This window comes from Bradyrhizobium sp. HKCCYLRH2047 (assembly GCF_051168175.1).
GTDB lineage: Bacteria > Pseudomonadota > Alphaproteobacteria > Rhizobiales > Xanthobacteraceae > Bradyrhizobium.
In genome coordinates this window covers 350,483-367,034 of record NZ_JBNPUM010000004.1, presented here as the reverse complement: position 1 = coordinate 367,034, position 16,552 = coordinate 350,483, and the positions used below count along the sequence as shown (strand labels likewise).

At 66.6% G+C, this 16,552-nt stretch carries 13 protein-coding genes; 9 read left to right on the top strand and 4 right to left on the bottom strand.

Annotation, left to right across the window (positions count from 1 at the left end; all coding sequences use genetic code 11):
- The first annotated feature begins 278 nt into the window (after positions 1 to 278).
- Positions 279 to 938 carry a peroxiredoxin gene (locus ACQR1D_RS12020; protein ID WP_434894041.1) on the top strand — a complete coding sequence of 220 codons (660 nt, stop codon included), beginning with the start codon at positions 279 to 281 and terminating at the stop codon, positions 936 to 938.
- Positions 939 to 1,046: 108 nt separating this feature from the next.
- On the opposite strand, the gene ACQR1D_RS12015 is transcribed toward ACQR1D_RS12020, so the two are convergent.
- The 3 genes from ACQR1D_RS12015 to ACQR1D_RS12005 all read right to left on the bottom strand — a co-directional run bounded on the left by ACQR1D_RS12015 (position 1,047) and on the right by ACQR1D_RS12005 (position 4,111).
- A complete protein-coding gene (locus tag ACQR1D_RS12015; protein WP_434894040.1) occupies positions 1,047 to 1,448 on the bottom strand; it encodes a DUF2177 family protein in 402 nt (133 codons plus the stop codon).
- A gap of 58 nt (positions 1,449 to 1,506) precedes the next feature.
- A complete protein-coding gene (locus tag ACQR1D_RS12010; RefSeq protein WP_434894039.1) occupies positions 1,507 to 3,495 on the bottom strand; it encodes a DEAD/DEAH box helicase in 1,989 nt (662 codons plus the stop codon).
- Between the two features lie 109 nt (positions 3,496 to 3,604).
- Positions 3,605 to 4,111 (bottom strand): Spy/CpxP family protein refolding chaperone, encoded by a 507-nt coding sequence (locus ACQR1D_RS12005; protein WP_315804900.1) that lies wholly within the window; start codon positions 4,109 to 4,111, stop codon positions 3,605 to 3,607.
- A gap of 112 nt (positions 4,112 to 4,223) precedes the next feature.
- Here ACQR1D_RS12005 and ACQR1D_RS12000 point away from each other — a divergent pair, with 112 nt between their 5' ends.
- From ACQR1D_RS12000 to ACQR1D_RS11975, 6 genes are all read left to right on the top strand, one after another.
- Positions 4,224 to 4,733 carry a DUF6789 family protein gene (locus tag ACQR1D_RS12000; protein WP_316182123.1) on the top strand — a complete coding sequence of 170 codons (510 nt, stop codon included), beginning with the start codon at positions 4,224 to 4,226 and terminating at the stop codon, positions 4,731 to 4,733.
- A gap of 788 nt (positions 4,734 to 5,521) precedes the next feature.
- Positions 5,522 to 7,606 (top strand): hydantoinase/oxoprolinase family protein, encoded by a 2,085-nt coding sequence (locus tag ACQR1D_RS11995; RefSeq protein ID WP_434838326.1) that lies wholly within the window; start codon positions 5,522 to 5,524, stop codon positions 7,604 to 7,606.
- Between the two features lie 2 nt (positions 7,607 to 7,608).
- The gene (locus tag ACQR1D_RS11990; protein WP_434894038.1) at positions 7,609 to 9,264 is read left to right on the top strand and encodes a hydantoinase B/oxoprolinase family protein; all 1,656 of its coding nucleotides are present in this window, start codon (positions 7,609 to 7,611) and stop codon (positions 9,262 to 9,264) included.
- 270 nt (positions 9,265 to 9,534) lie between these two features.
- Positions 9,535 to 10,536 (top strand): TRAP transporter substrate-binding protein, encoded by a 1,002-nt coding sequence (locus tag ACQR1D_RS11985; protein WP_315804896.1) that lies wholly within the window; start codon positions 9,535 to 9,537, stop codon positions 10,534 to 10,536.
- A complete protein-coding gene (locus ACQR1D_RS11980; RefSeq protein ID WP_315804895.1) occupies positions 10,529 to 11,134 on the top strand; it encodes a TRAP transporter small permease subunit in 606 nt (201 codons plus the stop codon). The genes ACQR1D_RS11985 and ACQR1D_RS11980 overlap by 8 nt, the downstream gene beginning before the upstream one ends.
- A 370-nt stretch (positions 11,135 to 11,504) precedes the next feature.
- Positions 11,505 to 12,809 carry a TRAP transporter large permease gene (locus tag ACQR1D_RS11975; RefSeq protein ID WP_316216077.1) on the top strand — a complete coding sequence of 435 codons (1,305 nt, stop codon included), beginning with the start codon at positions 11,505 to 11,507 and terminating at the stop codon, positions 12,807 to 12,809.
- Between the two features lie 9 nt (positions 12,810 to 12,818).
- Here ACQR1D_RS11975 and ACQR1D_RS11970 read toward each other — a convergent pair whose 3' ends face one another.
- On the bottom strand, positions 12,819 to 14,522 hold the full coding sequence (locus ACQR1D_RS11970) for a methyl-accepting chemotaxis protein (protein WP_315804893.1): 1,704 nt from the start codon (positions 14,520 to 14,522) through the stop codon (positions 12,819 to 12,821).
- A gap of 126 nt (positions 14,523 to 14,648) precedes the next feature.
- Here ACQR1D_RS11970 and ACQR1D_RS11965 point away from each other — a divergent pair, with 126 nt between their 5' ends.
- Together ACQR1D_RS11965 and ACQR1D_RS11960 are read left to right on the top strand one after the other, a co-directional pair.
- Complete coding sequence (locus ACQR1D_RS11965) at positions 14,649 to 16,094, top strand: cryptochrome/photolyase family protein (RefSeq protein WP_434838328.1); 1,446 nt, start codon at positions 14,649 to 14,651, stop codon at positions 16,092 to 16,094.
- Between the two features lie 72 nt (positions 16,095 to 16,166).
- Positions 16,167 to 16,472 carry a histone gene (locus tag ACQR1D_RS11960; protein WP_434838329.1) on the top strand — a complete coding sequence of 102 codons (306 nt, stop codon included), beginning with the start codon at positions 16,167 to 16,169 and terminating at the stop codon, positions 16,470 to 16,472.
- The last annotated feature ends 80 nt before the right edge of the window (positions 16,473 to 16,552 follow it).

The following is a 16,552-nucleotide window of genomic DNA, read 5'->3' as shown; positions in this document are numbered from 1 at the left end:
TTGTATCGGTTGCCGATTTGCCGCAGTGACCTCGATCACGGTTCAAACCGTGGGGCCTCAGGGGGCGGCGTGTTGCGACCGCCAGATGGCAAAATCTGGGCAAGCAGTCGTCTGACGGATGTTTCGCCGCAGCCCGGGAACTCAAAAGAAGTTGTTGGCCTCGTGAGCTTTGGGGCAATTATCTTCTCTTTTCCGTCAGCCGGTTCCCTTTCGCGGCGGTATTTCCTATAGTGTTTGGAAGATTTATTCCCACCACGTGCAATGAATTGAGGACTGCCATGGCTCTCCAGATCGGCTCCACTGCCCCCGACTTCGAGGCAGACACCACCGAAGGCAAGATCAAATTCCACGACTGGATCGGCGACAGCTGGGCGCTCCTGTTCTCGCATCCGAAGGATTTCACCCCGGTGTGCACCACCGAGCTCGGCGCGCTGGCGCGGCTGAAGCCGGAGTTCGACAAGCGCGGCGTCAAGCTGATGGGCCTGTCGGTCGACCCGGTCGACAACCACGCCAAATGGTCGGAGGACATCCGCGAGACGCAAGGCGTGGCGCCGAACTATCCGATGATCGGCGACACCGACTACAACGTCTCGAAGCTCTATGACATGCTGCCGGCGGCGATCTCCGGGGATCCGTCCAAGCGCAGCGCGGCCGACAACCAAACCGTCCGCAACGTCTTCATCATCGGCCCGGACAAGAAGATCAAGCTGATCCTGGTCTACCCGATGACCACCGGGCGCAACTTCCAGGAAATTCTCCGCGTCATCGATTCGCTGCAGCTCACCTCGAAGCACCGCGTCGCCACCCCCGCCGACTGGAAGCAGGGCGAGGACGTCATCATCGCCGGCTCGGTGTCCGATGACGAGGCCAAGACGATCTATCCGAACGGCTGGAAGGCGCCGAAGCCCTATCTGCGCGTCGTGCCGCAGCCGAAGTGAGGCCGGCAACCGACGTTTGACGACGTCATCCCGGGACGCCTCGCAGAGGCGGACCCGGGATTTCGATTGACCCGGCCTCGACTCGGAGCGCTTCGGGCCGATGCCCTTTCAGCCCCGCGGCGTCGCCCAGTCGGCGATCAGCAACCCCACCGTCGCCGATACCGCCGTGACGAACACGCCCCAGCTGATGTCGACCGCCACCACCGCCCAGGTCCACTGCTTGAGCATCGCCAGCGACGTCAGCTCGAAGGTCGCGTAGCAGAACAGCCCGAACAGCGCGCCATAGAGCAAGGTCGAGCGCCAAGTCGCATCAAGCGGGCCGCTGACGAAGATCAGAACGCCCACGACATAGAGCAGATAGAATAGCACCGCCGGCACGGGACGAATCTCGCCGAGCATCTCGCCGACCTGCGACTGGAAGAAGCCCTTGGCGACGATGCTCAGGAACGGGATGTCGAAGCCGAGCAGCACGGCCAGGGTTGCAAAATACAGGATGGCGTAGCGGCTCAAGGACGGCTCCTCCTTCACGTTTCACGCACTGCCGTCGGCGCGGGATCGGCCGGTGCCGTCAGCCGCGACGCTTGGTCTTGGGCTTCTTTCCACCAGGCGCCTTCGACCGTGGGCTATGAGACGGAAACGCCGGTCCGCCACGGCTGGACTTGTCGCCGTGCTTCTTTTTCTTCGTGAACGCCTGGGCATGGCCGGACTTCGACGGCGGAGCGTCGTGTTGCGCCCTGCTCCGCGGCGGAGCTTCCTTGTCCCGGCGAGGCTGATCGCGATGCAGCGGATGGTAGGCGCTTTCCTCTGCCTGGCGCCGTGGCTCGGCCTCGCGCCGCGCCGCCCGCTTCTCCGGACGCGGTTTGTCGGCGGCCCCCTGCCCCGACGGCGCAGCCGCCAGCGGCTCGATGCGGATCGTATCCTCCTTGTCGGGACGGCGGATGTTGGCGGCGAAGGCGTCCGCGACCCGCGCGGCGATCTCGAACTCCGTCGTGGTGTCGGAGATCTTGATGGCGCCGATGTCGTGCTTGTCGATGCCGCCGCGACGGCAGATCATCGGCAGCAGCCAGCGCGCTTCCGCATTCTTCCTGCGCCCGATCGCCGCCCGGAACCAGACGCTCGGCTCGCCCATGCCGTGGCGCGCCGACGGCTTCCCGGTCTTCGTTCGGGGCGACGGTGGCCGCTCCTCGCCGCGCACCGGCCGAGCGGCATCGCGACCGCGATCATGGCGTGACCGGCCGCGGTCCTCGCCGGGATCCAGAATGTCCTCCGGCGACGGCAGCCGCGCGCGATAGAGCCGCGCCAATGCGGCGGCGATGTCCTCGGCCGACCGCTCCGCCAGCAGCGCTTGCGCGAGCGCCAGATCCTCCGCCGTCGTCTCCTCGGTGAACACCTGGTCGTGCAGCATGCGCTCCTGATCGAGCTTGCGGATCTCATCAGCTTGCGGCGCCGCGCCCCACGCGGCCTCGATGCCGGCGAGGTTCAGCAGCGTTTCCGCCCGCCGCCGCCGCGCCGGCGGCACCAGCAGCACGCTGACGCCCTTGCGGCCGGCGCGGCCGGTGCGACCCGAGCGATGCTGCATCACCTCGGGATCGTTCGGCAGCTCGGCATGGATGACGAGATCGAGATTGGCGAGATCGATGCCGCGCGCCGCGACGTCGGTCGCCACGCACACCCGCGAGCGGCCGTCGCGAAGCGACTGCAGCGCCATCGTGCGCTCGTTCTGCGTCAGCTCACCCGACAGCGCGACGACGGAAAAGCCGCGCTCCAGCAGCGCCGCCTGCAGATGCCGCACCGCCTCGCGCGTGTTGCAGAACACGATTGCGCTCGGCGACTCGTAGAAGCGCAGCACGTTGACGACCGCATGCTCGACATCGTCGGCGGCGATGCGGATGGCGCGGTACTCGATGTCGGCATGCCCGCCTTCATCGCCCTCGACCTCGATCCGGAACGCGTCGTCCTGATACTGCTTCGCCAGCGCCACGATGCCGCGCGGAAAGGTCGCCGAGAACAGCAAGGTCCGGCGCGTCTCCGGCGTGGTCTCGAGAATGAACTCCATGTCCTCGCGAAAGCCGAGATTGAGCATCTCGTCGGCCTCGTCGAGCACCACGGCCTTCAATTCCGAGATGTCGAGACGCCCGCGCCGCAGATGGTCGCACAGCCGCCCGGGCGTGCCGACCACGATATGGGCGCCCGCCTCGAGCTCGCGCTGCTCGCGGCGTGGATCCATGCCGCCGACGCAGGAGACGACGCGCGCACCGGCGTGCTGATAGAGCCAGCCGAGCTCGCGCTGGACCTGCAGCGCCAGCTCGCGCGTCGGCGCCACGATCAGCGCCAGCGGCGCCGCCGCCGGCGCGAACCGTTCAGCGTCACCCAACAGATTCGCCGCCATCGCCAGCCCATAGGCGACGGTCTTGCCAGACCCCGTTTGGGCCGACACCAGGAGGTCGCGATCGACGGCGTCGTCCGCGAGCACCGCGAGCTGGACGGGCGTGGGAGTCTCATAGTTGCGCTCGGCCAGGGCGCGGGCGAGCGGCGGATGGGTCGCGGGAAAGGGCAATTGACGGAAAACCTCGTTTGATTCCGATGGCTTTACGCCATGCGGAGCGAAATCGCCATGCCCGCCCGCACCCAATCAACGCGGCGCTCCCCGGCCCCCCGCTACGCCGCTACTCGTCGCTCCACGGCCAGTGCCAGTGACGCCAGCCCCAGTTGCGGGGCCCGCTGCTGTCCATCGCCGCCTTCTGCTTGTCGTCGAGCGAGTCGTAGAGCGCCTGGAACGCTGGCCGGACGATCTTGATCGCCTGCTGCATCGTGTCGAGGCGCTGCTCCGCCAGCGCGAGGCGGTCGGTCGCCTTGGCCGGCGGCGTCGCCGGGCAGTCCTTCGTGATCAGCTCCGCAGCTTTGGCCGATGCCGCCTTGAGATCATCGAGCCGCGCCCGCTGCGTGTCGTTCGGCTTGATGGCCGCCTCGATCTGCGACATCCGCCATTCGGCAAATCCGGCCATGCGGGGATTGCAGAGGAAGCCGAACCCCCGGCCGCCCATCATCCCCGGCCCCATCATCATGCCCGGCCCCCAACCCGGTCCGCCTGCGCCCGGCTGGGCAAGGCCCGGGGCGGCGGTGACTGTCACGATTGCGGCTGCGAACACCAGCGCGCGTGGATCTAATCGCATGGCAGAACTCCTCGACGTGGCACCAATGAGTTCGCGCAAACTAAGCGCACGGCGAACTTGCCTTTTGAGCAAGATCAACGGACCAATGATGGACGACGGCCAAATTGAGGAGATGACAACGATACGCAGCTATCGCTGGATATGGACGTCGGCGGTCGCATCGGGCTGCGGGACGTTGGCTCATATAGGCCTGATGGAGCTCAAGAGCGGGCTTCACCTGTTGCCGCAGTTCGATCCCGCCTCGGCGCTGCTCGATACGCTCAAGCCCCTGTTCACCCGAGCGATGCAGGACGGGGCGCCGCTGTGGCTGCTCTCGCAGCTCAACGGAGCCTTCCTGATCGGCCTGCTGTTCGGGCGCTTCTTCCACCGCCTGCCCGGCGGCAGCGGTGTCGCCAAAGGCTTCCTGCTCGGGCTCGCCGGCTGGCTGCTGCTCGGCATCGGATTGTTTCCGGCTATCGGCCTCGGACCGTTCGCAACCTCGCTCGGGCTGGGCGCCGGCCCGGCGCTGTTCTCGCTGGCGATGGTCGAGGCGTATAGCGTCGTGCTGGGCGCCGTGTATGCGGCTCTGCAGGGACCGGATCAGAAGATCGAGGTCGGCCGCGGAGACGGCGGTCACGTCTGAGCGCCGCCGGGAGGGACTCCTGGCGTCATTTCGAAAAGACCGAATTTTTTTCTTTCGTTTTCTCGTAACTCATGTATGATCCGCGTCGTCCTGCCCATGCAGAGGGACGTACGCGTCGTCACGAACGTCGGTGCGGGATGCGGTGGCCGCGATTCATGCCGGACGCGCATTTCGCGCAGACGACCGGCATGATTGCGGGCGTGAAGTCGCAGCGTCCCGATACCCCGAAGCTGGTATCACGCTCGTGACGATGCTTGCGCATCGCGCGGACAATGGTGGCCAACAAGCCGGCGCACCAGGGAGACTGCGTATAAGCGTGAAGACCACCGCGCAGGGAATGCCGGAGTGTTCGGCTTTGCCTGTGGTACCTGCCGCCTGCATTTTTTTCGCAGGCGGGCCATGGGTGAGGCCTTCACCCGGCATTCCCTGCACCCTCTCGTTTGCGGAGGGTGAGCAAGCAGCAGAAACTCGGGCCCATCGTGCCGCGGGAATGCGAAGTCATGTTTGGCGCGTTCGATCAACACACGGTGTCATTCCGGGACGCCCGCACGGCGAGCCCCGGAATGACGTTGTGGAGATGGTCGTCGGTCTCACGCCAATCGTCGCGCGTGGCGACATGACGGTGTCGCAAACAACAGCAAGCCGATCGGCCAAGTTGATCGCCCATCGCACCGCGACTTCAAGTCCGCACCGCAGCAAACGCAGAGCAGCAAACTGCATCCCCGCTGGCGCAATGGCATGGGACTTGCTCAAATCGCACATCAGTTCGTCGCTTGCGGAGACATGGAATGCTTGAAGGAGCCGAAGTCCGGCTGGCCGTCGATATCGGGGGCACGTTCACCGATATCGTTCTCGACATCGGTACGCAGCGCCGGACGCGCAAGCTGCTGACCACGCCGACGCAGCCGGAGCAAGCCGTGCTGGACGGCACCCGTCTCATTCTCGCCGACGCGAAGGCGCGCATCTGCGACATCGATGTCTTCATTCACGGCACCACGCTCGCGACCAATGCCATCATCGAGCGCCGCGGCGCCAGGACCGCACTGATCGCAACGTCCGGCTTCCGCGATGTTCTGGATATTGGAACCGAGAGCCGCTACGACCAGTACGATCTCTCGATCGACAAACCGAAGCCGCTGGTGCCGCGCTCCCTGCGCTTCACCGTGCCCGAGCGCGTTGATGCCCACGGAGACGTCAGACTGCCGCTCGACGAAGCGGCGGTGCGCGCGCTGGTGCCGCAGTTGCGCGCCCTCGATGTCGCCAGCATCGCCGTCGCCTTCCTGCACGCCTACGCCAATCCCGCGCATGAGCGCCGCGCTGCCGAGATCCTGACCGAGGCGATGCCTGATGTCTCGGTCACTTTGTCCTCGGCGGTCTGTCCCGAAATCCGGGAATACGAACGCACCTCGACCGCGGTCGCCAACGCCTATGTGCAGCCGTTGATGGACAGCTATCTCGCGCGCATGGAGCGGGCGCTGCAAATCGAGCAGTTCCGCGGCGCGATCTATCTCGTCACCTCGGGCGGCGGCGTCACCTCGATCGCCACGGCGCGCCGCTTCCCGGTGCGGCTCGTCGAATCCGGTCCCGCTGGCGGCGCGATCTTCGCCGGCCAGATCGCAGCTACGCTCGGCGAGCGCAAGGTGCTGTCGTTCGACATGGGCGGCACCACCGCCAAGATCTGCCTGATCGAGAATTTCGAGCCGGAGAGCTCGCGTGTGTTCGAGGTCGACCGTGCCGCGCGGTTCCTCAAAGGCTCGGGCCTGCCGGTGCGCATCCCCGTGATCGAGATGGTCGAGATCGGCGCCGGCGGCGGCTCGATCGCGCGCATCGATGCGATGAAGCGCGTCACCGTGGGCCCGGAGAGCGCCTCTTCCGAGCCGGGTCCGGCCTGCTACGGCCGCGGCGGCCAGCGCCCGGCGGTCACCGATTCCGATGTCGCGCTCGGCATGATCGATCCCGACGCGTTTGCCGGCGGCACCATCAGGCTCGATCCCGAACTGTCGAAACAGGCCCTGCTCCGCGACGTCGGCGCCCCGCTCGGCTTGGACGCCGAGACCGCTGCCTACGCGGTGCACGAGGTCGTCTGCGAGAACATGGCGAGCGCGGCGCGCGTCCATGCCGTCGAGCGCGGCGCCGTCATCGGCCAGCACACGCTGATCGCCTTCGGCGGCGCAGCGCCACTGCATGCCGCGCGCGTCGCCGAGAAGATCGGCGTCGCCAGGGTGATCGTGCCGTCCAATGCCGGTGTCGGCTCGGCGGTCGGCTTCCTCGCCGCACCGATCGCCTATGAGCTGGTGCGCAGCCGCCATGCGAGGCTCGACGATTTCGACACGGCGCTCGTCTCCACTCTGCTGCAGGAGATGGCCGATGAGGCCCGCGCGCTGGTGGAGCCTGGTGCGGCCGGCGCACCGTTGCGCGAGCGCCGCTCGGCTTTCATGCGCTATGTCGGCCAGGGCCACGAGATCAATGTCGAGCTGCCGAACCGCCCGCTGACGGCGGACGACCTGCCCACCCTGCGTACGACCTTCGAGGCCGGCTACGCCGCGCTGTTCGAGCGCCCGATCCCCGGTGCGGCGATCGAGGTCCTGAGCTGGTCGGTGCTCGCGACGACGGATGCGCACCAACCGCCCGCCGTCACCGAGGTGCAACGCAAGCCTGCGGGCAAGGCTGCGGGGCACCGCAAGTTCTTCGACGGCCGCGCCGGACGCTTCGTCGAGATCCCGCTGTATCGCCGCGAGCAGATGGCGCCGGGCGCGGTCATCGCCGGCCCCGCCGTGATCGCCGAGGACGAGACCTCGACTTTCATCTCCAACAGTTTTGACGCGCATATCGATGGTGCCGGCAGCATCGTCATGGAACGGAAGGCGGCCTGACAATGAGTCCATCACAGAGCAGCCTGATCGACTTGCAGATCATGTGGCACCGGCTGATCGCCGTGGTCGAGGAACATGCCCAGGTGCTGCTGCGCACCGCCTTCAGCCCGATCGTGCGCGAATGCGGCGACCTCTCCGCCGGCGTGTTCGACCTGAACGGCCGCATGCTGGCGCAGGCCGTCACCGGCACGCCGGGCCACGTCAACTCGATGGCGGAGTCGGTGAAGCACTTCATCGCGCATTTTCCGATCCACACGATGAAGCCCGGCGATGCCTACATCACCAACGATCCCTGGATGGGCACCGGGCATCTCAACGATTTCGTCGTCACCACGCCCTGCTTCAAGGACGGCCAGCCGGTCGCCTTGTTCTCCTGCACCAGCCATCTGATGGATATCGGCGGCATCGGCTTCGGCCCCGACGGCACCGACGTATTCATGGAGGGGCTGTACATCCCGATGCTGAAGCTGATCGACCAGGGCGTCGTCAACGAGACGCTGATGGCCATGATCCGCGCCAACACCCGGCTGCCGGTGGACACCGAAGGCGACACCTATTCGCTCGCCGCCTGCAACGATGTCGGCTGCCAGCGCCTGGTCGAGATGATGACCGAGTTCGGCATCGCCTCGCTCGATGCGCTCGGCGACTACATCTGCGACCGCTCGCGCGACGCCGTCCTGGCCGAGATCGCCAAGCTGCCCAAGGGCACCTGGCGCAACGAGATGGTGGTCGACGGCTATGATGCGCCTGTCACCCTGAAGGCGGCGCTGACGATCTCGGAGAGCGGCATCCACGTCGACTTCGACGGCACCTCGCCCGCCTCGAAATTCGGTATCAACGTGCCATTGTCCTACACCACGGCCTACACGGTGTTCGGGCTCGGTTGCGTCGTGGCCTCCGCGATCCCCAACAATGCCGGCTCGCTGTCGCCGCTGACCGTGTCGGCGCCATCGGGCGCGATCCTCAATGCGCCGAAGCCGGCGCCGGTCGCCTCGCGTCATGTCATCGGCCAGATGCTGCCCGACGTGGTGTTTGGCTGCCTGCGCCAGATCATCCCCGAGCGCGTGCCCGCCGAAGGCACGTCGTGTCTGTGGAATCTCAACGTCCGCGGCCAGACCCGCTCCGGCGCCGGCGGCAATTACGGGTTCTCGATGGCGGTGACGTCGAACGGCGGCACTGGCGCCCGTTTCGACAAGGACGGGCTGTCGGCTACCGCCTATCCCTCCGGCGTGCGCGGCACGCCGGTCGAGATAGCGGAGACGCAGACGCCGCTGATCTTCTGGCGCAAGGAGCTGCGGCCGGATTCCGGCGGCGCCGGCCGCACCCGCGGCGGCCTCGGCCAGATCATCGAGGTCGGCAGCGGCGTCGACGCGCCGTTCGACATCCTCGCCGCCTTCGACCGCATCGACCACCCGCCGCGCGGCCGCGACGGCGGCCACCATGGCGAAGCCGGCTATGTCGGGCTCGCGTCGGGCAAGAAGCTGCGTGGCAAGGGTTTTCAGACCGTGCCGCCGGACGACCGGCTGGTGGTGCTGACGCCGGGCGGTGCAGGCATCGGCGATCCCCGCGAACGCGCGGCGGAGCTCGTGCAGAGCGATGTCGAGAGCGGGCTGGTGTCGGCGGACAACGCGGCAAAGGTCTACGGGCAGGCGCGGTGAGATCCTCATGCCAGTCGAAACATTGGTGGCCTCATGGTTCGAGACGCGTCGCAAGAGCGACGCTCCTCACCATGAGGGTTTAGCACCGCTATCGGTGCTGCACATTGACCATGAGGGGCGTCCTCATGGAGAGGATCAGCATCTGGCCGCGCAACGAGCCCTCATCCTGAGGAGCCCGCCGCAGGCGGGCGTCTCGAAGGATGGCCACGACCACACGGCTCGCCAAACCTCTTCCATTTCCCTTAGCTCAGCAACGAAGCGGAGACATCCATGATCACGCGACGGACGTTCACGGCAGGTGCAGCGGCGCTGCTCACGGCGAGCCAGGTCTCGACAAGGGCACGCGCGGCGACGACCAACTGGGACATGTCGACGGTCTGGCCCGAGGGCAACTTTCACACCCAGAACGCGATGGCCTTCGCCGAGGAGGTAAAGAAGCAGACCAACGGCGCCGTCAACATCACCGTGAAGGCAGGCGGTCAGCTCGGCTTCAAGGGCCCGGAGCATCTGCGCGCGGTGCGCGACGGTCTCGTCCCGCTCGCGGACGTGCTCAACATCCAGCAGGTCGGCGACGAGCCCTTCATGGGCGTTGAGAGCATCCCGTTCCTCGCCGGCTCGATGGACGAGCTCAAGGTGCTGCACAAATACGTGCGGCCTGAATATGAGAAGATCGCCGCGCGCAATAACCAGAAGATCCTCTACATCGTGCCGTGGCCGACGCAGTATCTGCACCTGAAGGTCAAGACATCAGACGTCGCCGGCCTGAAGAACATCAAGATCCGCGTGCCCGACAAGAACGCGGTCGACATGCTCAACGCCATCGGCATGGCCGCGGTCATGATCCCCTGGGGCGAGACGATCCCGGCACTGGCCTCCGGCGCCGTGGCGGGCGTCTCGACCTCCTCGGTCTCAGGGGTCGACGGCAAGTTCTGGGAATTCCTCAAATACGTCTACCCGACCAATCATGTGTGGTCGTCGCAGATGCTCAACGTGAACCTGGATTCCTGGAAGGCGCTGACGCCCGAGCAGCAGAAGACCGTCAGCGACATCGCCGCCAAGATGGAGCCGACCTTCTGGGCGAATTCGCTCAAGGCCGATGTCGACAGCCTCAACCGGCTCAAGGAAGGCGGCATGGAAGTGGTGCCGGTTTCGGATGCGATGATGACCGAGATCCGGGCCAAGACCGCGCCACAGATGGAAGCCTTCCTCAAGCGCGTGCCCGCTGCCGATCAACCGGTGAAGTCCTATCTTGCCGAGATGAAGCGTGGCTGACGCGATCGTGGAGCCGTCGCCGGGCGAACGGGCGAGCCTCAATGCAGCGGCGCCCGCGCCGCTGCGCATCCTGCTCGATGTCATCGACCGGCTGGGCCGGCTCGACGGCTGGATCGGCGGCGGCTGTCTGCTGACCTTGACGGCGCTGATGCTGGCCGAGGTGACGACGCGGGCGCTGTCGAACGTGCTGCCGTTCTTCCCGCCGACCATCTCGATCGCCTGGGAATACTCGTCCTATCTGATGGCGGCCTCGTTCACCTTCGGCGCGGCCATGACCTTGCGCGTCGGCGGCCATATCCGCGTGGTGCTGCTGCTCAAGAACGTGCCGGCGCCGCTGCAGCGCGCGCTGGAGGTGCTGGCCGCCGCCGCCGGCTTCGCCTTCATGGCGTTCCTGACGTCGGCGATGACCAAGTTCGCCTGGAGCTCCTTCGTCCGCGGCCAGGTCTCGACCTCCAGCGACACCCCGCTGTGGTTTCCGCAGGCCGTCGTCACCTTCGGCATGCTGCTCCTGACCCTGCAATTCCTCGCCCGCGCCATTCAGGCCGCGCTGGGACTGCCGCTGGAGGATCACCGCATGAAGGCGTCGCCGGTCGAATGAGAGAGCGTGCCCACGTCGCGACGATCGGTTCGCCGCGAGCAGCGGCCGCCGAACTACGCAGTTCTTGTCCATCAACTGATAGGCGAACTCTCACCCCGCACGCGGTGCGCCCCCTCTCCCCGTCCTTACGGGGAGAGGGTCGGGGTGAGGGGCAGCCACGCGGGAAGTGCGTGCGGAGAGACCTGTACCCCCTCACCCGGATTGCATCTTGCGATGCAATCCGACCTCTCCCCGCAAGCGGGGCGAGGTCGAACCGCGCCTGCGGCACGACCATCGCGCATCACGGCGATGCCATTCGCGACGATCCCACCAGTCTGGGATTCGCAGGCCCCATCCCGCCCGCCTCCCTCACCGCGGACTCCCCCTCCCCATGACCATCGAAGTCGTCGCCCTGTTCGCCATCCTGTTCGCTCTGCTGGCCGGCGGCCTGTGGATCGGGCTCACGCTCGCCTTCACCGCGACCCTGCTGCTGGCGATGTTCCGCTCGATCCCGCTCGACAAGCTGCTTCCGCAATATGCCTGGAACATTCTCACCACCCAGGAGCTGCTGGCGCTGCCGCTGTTCATCCTGATGGGTGAGCTGCTGTTCCGGACGCGGCTGTCGCGCTCGCTGTTCCAGGGGCTGGCGCCATGGGCTGGGCTGCTGCCGGGCCGCCTGCTCCACGTCAACGTCATCGGCTGCACCATCTTCGCCGCGATCTCCGGCTCGTCGGCCGCAACGACGCAGGTGATCGGCCGGATGTCGCTCAACGAGCTGCTGCGCCGCGGCTATGCGCGCGACATCGCGGTCGGCTCGCTCGCGGGCGCCGGGACGCTCGGCTTCCTGATCCCGCCGTCGAACATCATGATCATCTATGGCGTGCTCGGCGACGTCTCGATCCTCAAGCTGTTCACCGCCGGCGTGCTGCCGGGTCTCTTGCTGGCCGGCACCTTCATGGGCTGGGTGATGCTGCACACGACGCTGACGCCTTCGATGGTGCCAAAGGCGGAGGCGCAACTGTCGCAGGTGCCCTGGGCAGAGCGGTTCGCGGCGCTGAAGGATCTCGCCCCCGCCCTGTTCCTGATCGCTTGCGTCCTCGGGTCGATGTATGGCGGCCTGGCGACGCCGTCGGAGGCCGCCGCCGTCGGTGTGCTCGGCGCAGCGCTGGTGGCCTACTTCCAGGGCGCGATGTCGCGGCAGGTGGTGCGCGACGTGATGATCGGCTCGGTCATCACCTGCTCGATGATCGCCCTGATCGTGCTCGGCGCCTCGATCCTCGGCAACGCCGCGGCCTTCCTCGGCATTCCGCAAGCCGTGGCTACCTTCGTCAAGGGTCTCGGCCTGTCGCCGTTCATGCTGATCACAGTCCTGATCGTGTTCTACCTGATCCTCGGCTGCTTCCTCGACGGCTTTTCGATGATCGTGATGACCCTGCCGATCGTGCTGCCGATCGTGAAGGGCGCCGGCTTCGACGAGGTCTGGTTCGGGGTCTTCCTGGTGCTCGCGGTCGAAATGGCCCAGATCACGCCGCCGGTCGGTTTCAACCTGTTCGTGATCCAGGGCCTGACGGAGGACGGTCTCGGCTATATCGCCCGTGTGACCGCCCCCTATCTCGCCATCATGGTCGCCTTCGTGCTGCTGCTCACCCTCTTCCCGGGCATCGTGACGATCCTGCCAAGGCTGCTCTACGGATGAGCCGCGATGTCAGGCGGCTCGCATTCCGTCGAGGAACTTCTGCACCTCGGCCTTCAGCCGCAGGCTTTCGCTGGACAGCGCCTGGGCCGAGGCGAACATCCGGTTGGAGCTTTCGCCGGTCTCGCCCGCCCCACGCGCCGCGCTGCGGATGTTCTCGACCACCTCAGCGGTGCCGGTCGCGGCCGAGCGGACGCTCTGGGTGATGTTCTGCGTGGCGGCGCGCTGCTGTTCGACGGCGGCCGAGATCGAGGCAGCGATCCCGTTGATGCGCTCAATGGTCGAGCCGATCGCCTTGATGGCGTCGACGGATTCCTGGGTCACGGTCTGCATGTTGGCGATCTGGCTGGAGATCTCCTCCGTCGCCTTGGCGGTCTGGCCGGCAAGCGTCTTGACCTCCTGGGCGACCACCGCGAAGCCGCGGCCGGCATCGCCGGCACGGGCGGCCTCGATGGTGGCGTTGAGCGCCAGCAGGTTGGTCTGCTCGGCGATCGAGGTGATCAGCTTGACGACGTCGCCGATGCGGTTGCCGGCGTCGGACAGCTCCTTGATGCGCTGGTCGGTCGCGGTCGCCTGGTTGACCGCCTCGGCGGCGATGGCGTTGGACTCCTGCACGCGACGGATGATCTCGGCGATCGAGCCGGACAGCTCGTCCGAGGCAACGGCCGCGGTGCGGACGTGCTCGGAAGCGCTTTCCGAAGCGCCGGCCGAATGGCCGGACAGGTCGGCGGTGGTCCGCGCGGTCTGGGTGAGCTGGCGCGCCTCGCGCTCGAACTCGCCCGACGACGTCAAGACGTTCTCGATGATGCCGCCGATGCTGGCCTGGAAGGAATCGACGAAACGCTGCAGCTCGGCCTTGCGCTGCTCGACAGCCGCAGTGGCCGCGGCCGCCTGCTCCTCGCGCATCCGGCGCCGCTCGCTCGCGGCACTGCGGAACACGACCAGGCTGCGCGCGATCTCGCCGATCTCGTCGCTGCGGTCATCGGACTTGATCGCAACGTCCTCGCGCCCCTCAGCGATTGCGGTGAGCGCGTCGGTCACGGCGGCGAGAGGCTTGGTGACACGTCGCACCGCCAGCATCGTCAGGCCGAGCACCAGCAGCGCAGCGATCGCCGCGGCGACGACCATGGTCCGCATCGCCTGCGACAGCATGGCGTCGAGCTCGGCCATGGGCACGCCGACATAGAGAATGCCGATCACCTTGTCCGCCGGATTGGTGACGGGAAAATAAGCGGTCATGAACGACTTGCCGAACAGCGTCGCGGGGCCCTTGTAAGCCTCGCCGCGGCGCAGCAGCGCCTGCGCCGGATGATCCGCGGCAAGCTGGGTGCCCACAGCGCGGTCGCCATTCTCCTTCTTCACGTTGGTCGAACGGCGGACGAACTGTCCGCTGTCATCGACCACGAACAGCGTGGCGCTGCCGCCGACATAGGACACCGCGCGATCCACGATCGCATGATCCTTGATCTCGGGAATCGCCGGAATCTCGATGCGCGTAACGACGCCGTTCTGCACGCTGACTTTCGCGTCCTTGAACGTCTCGGTGAACGTCAGCGCAAAGGTGCGCAGATTGCCTTCGATGTCGCGCTTGGCGCGATCGGTGAAATCGGAGGACAGCGACCAGTACGCTGCGCCGACGACCAGGGCGGTATTCAGGGCGATCACGACAACGGCGCCGATCAGCGCCTTGGTGCCGAGCTTCAATTGGACGGACACGTCATAAACCTTCCAGGGGAACTGCAACTGAATCTCAAACTGCCCGTAGTTGGTTTCAAAGCAGTTATTTTCCGGAACGTAGAATACCGGAACTCTCGATAAAAAACGGCAATAAGATACCTGATCATGTCCTCCTCCCCCATCATCGTATGGTTTCGCGAGAGCCTGCGGCTGTCTGACCACCCCGCGTTGTATGAAGCCGCGAAGTCGGGCGCTCGGATCGTTTGTAGTTACGTCCACGATCAGGAAAGCCCCGGGTTGCGTCCGCTCGGCGGCGCGGCGCGCTGGTGGCTCGCGCAATCGTTGCGTGCACTCCGGGCCGAACTACATGCGCTCGGCGCCGAACTCGTGATCCGGCGCGGATCCGCGGCCACCGCGCTCGGCGAGCTGGCACGCCAGAGCGGCGCGAGCGCGGTGTACTGGAACGATGTCGCGCAGGCCGCACCGCGCGCCGTGGCTGCCGATGTCGAAGCAGCACTCGCCGAGATCGGCGTCTCCTCACGCGTGTTTCCCGACGACCTTCTGGTCGACCCCGCCGAGTTGCGCGGCAAGGATGGACGCGGCCCGCGCGTGTTCACGCCGTTCTGGAAGCGCGTGCTCGCTCTGGGCGATCCGCCGAAGCCGCTGCCGCGGCCGGCCCGGCTGTCGCACGCGCCGGGCGTCACGAGCCTGACGATCGACGAGCTCGCGCTCGAGCCAAGCAGGCCCGACTGGGCCGGCGGACTGCGTGCGACGTGGCAAGCCGGCGAGCGCGCGGCGCAGGCGCGCCTCGCCAGCTTTCTCGAAACGGCCGTGCAGACCTATGCCGCCAATCGCGACCGGCCCGACATCGAGGCGACCTCCCGTCTGTCGCCGCATCTGCGCTTCGGCGAGATCAGTCCGCGCCAGATCTGGCATGCGGCGCGATTTGCCGCCGCCGAGCGCCCGGCCTCCGCCGCTGGCATCGACAAGTTCCTGAGCGAGCTCGGCTGGCGCGAGTTCAGCCGCCACCTGCTCACCAACAATCCCGACCTCGCGACCCGCAACCTGCAGCCGGCCTTCGATGCCTTTCCCTGGGCCCAGGACGATGCAGCGCTGGAGGCCTGGCAGCGCGGGCGAACCGGCTATCCGATTGTCGACGCCGGGATGCGCGAGCTCTGGCATACCGGGAGCATGCACAACCGCGTCCGGATGGTCGCAGCCTCGCTGCTCGTGAAGCACCTGCTGATCGACTGGCGGCGCGGCGAAGAGTGGTTCTGGGACACGCTGGTCGACGCCGACCCGGGCAGCAATCCGGCAAGTTGGCAATGGGTTGCGGGATCGGGCGCCGATGCCGCGCCCTACTTCCGCGTCTTCAATCCCGTGCTGCAAGGCGAAAAATTCGATTCTGGCGGGACCTATGTCCGCCGCTGGGTCCCGGAGCTGGCACGCCTGCCGGCCGCGCTGATCCACCAGCCCTGGGCGGCGAAGCCGCTCGAGCTCGCCGAGGCCGCGGTTGCACTCGGCCGCACCTACCCGGCGCCGATCGTGGATCACAAGCCCGGGCGGGAGCGCGCGCTGGCAGCCTACGCGAGCTTGCGCACAAGTGATTAGTTGGGGCGCGCTTTGACAGCACGGAGAATCCAGCTATCGTCGCAGGGTTTCCAACAAATCGGGGGACCCGATATGGACGACACTCCACTCTCTGATCCGACCGTGACCGAGACCAGCATGCCCGCCGAGGCGCCGAAGGATCCGGTGACCGCGACGGCACCCAAGGCCCGGCGAGCGGCCAAGAAGACCGCGAAGAAGACCTCCAAGAAGGCTGCACCCAAGCGGGCCGCCGCCAAGGCCAAGAAGGTCGCGACCAAGAAGTCCGCCAAGAAGACTGCGAAGAAGACCGTGAAGAAGGCGGCCAAGAAAGCTGCGAAGAAGACGGCCAAGAAGGCCACCAAGAAAGCGGCCAAGAAGACGAAGAAGGCCAAGCGCTGATTCTGCCTGGCTCGGGACTGAAGGCGACTCGTCACCTTCGCTGACGGTCTCGGCGAAACAATCCAGTGCCCGGTAGTGGG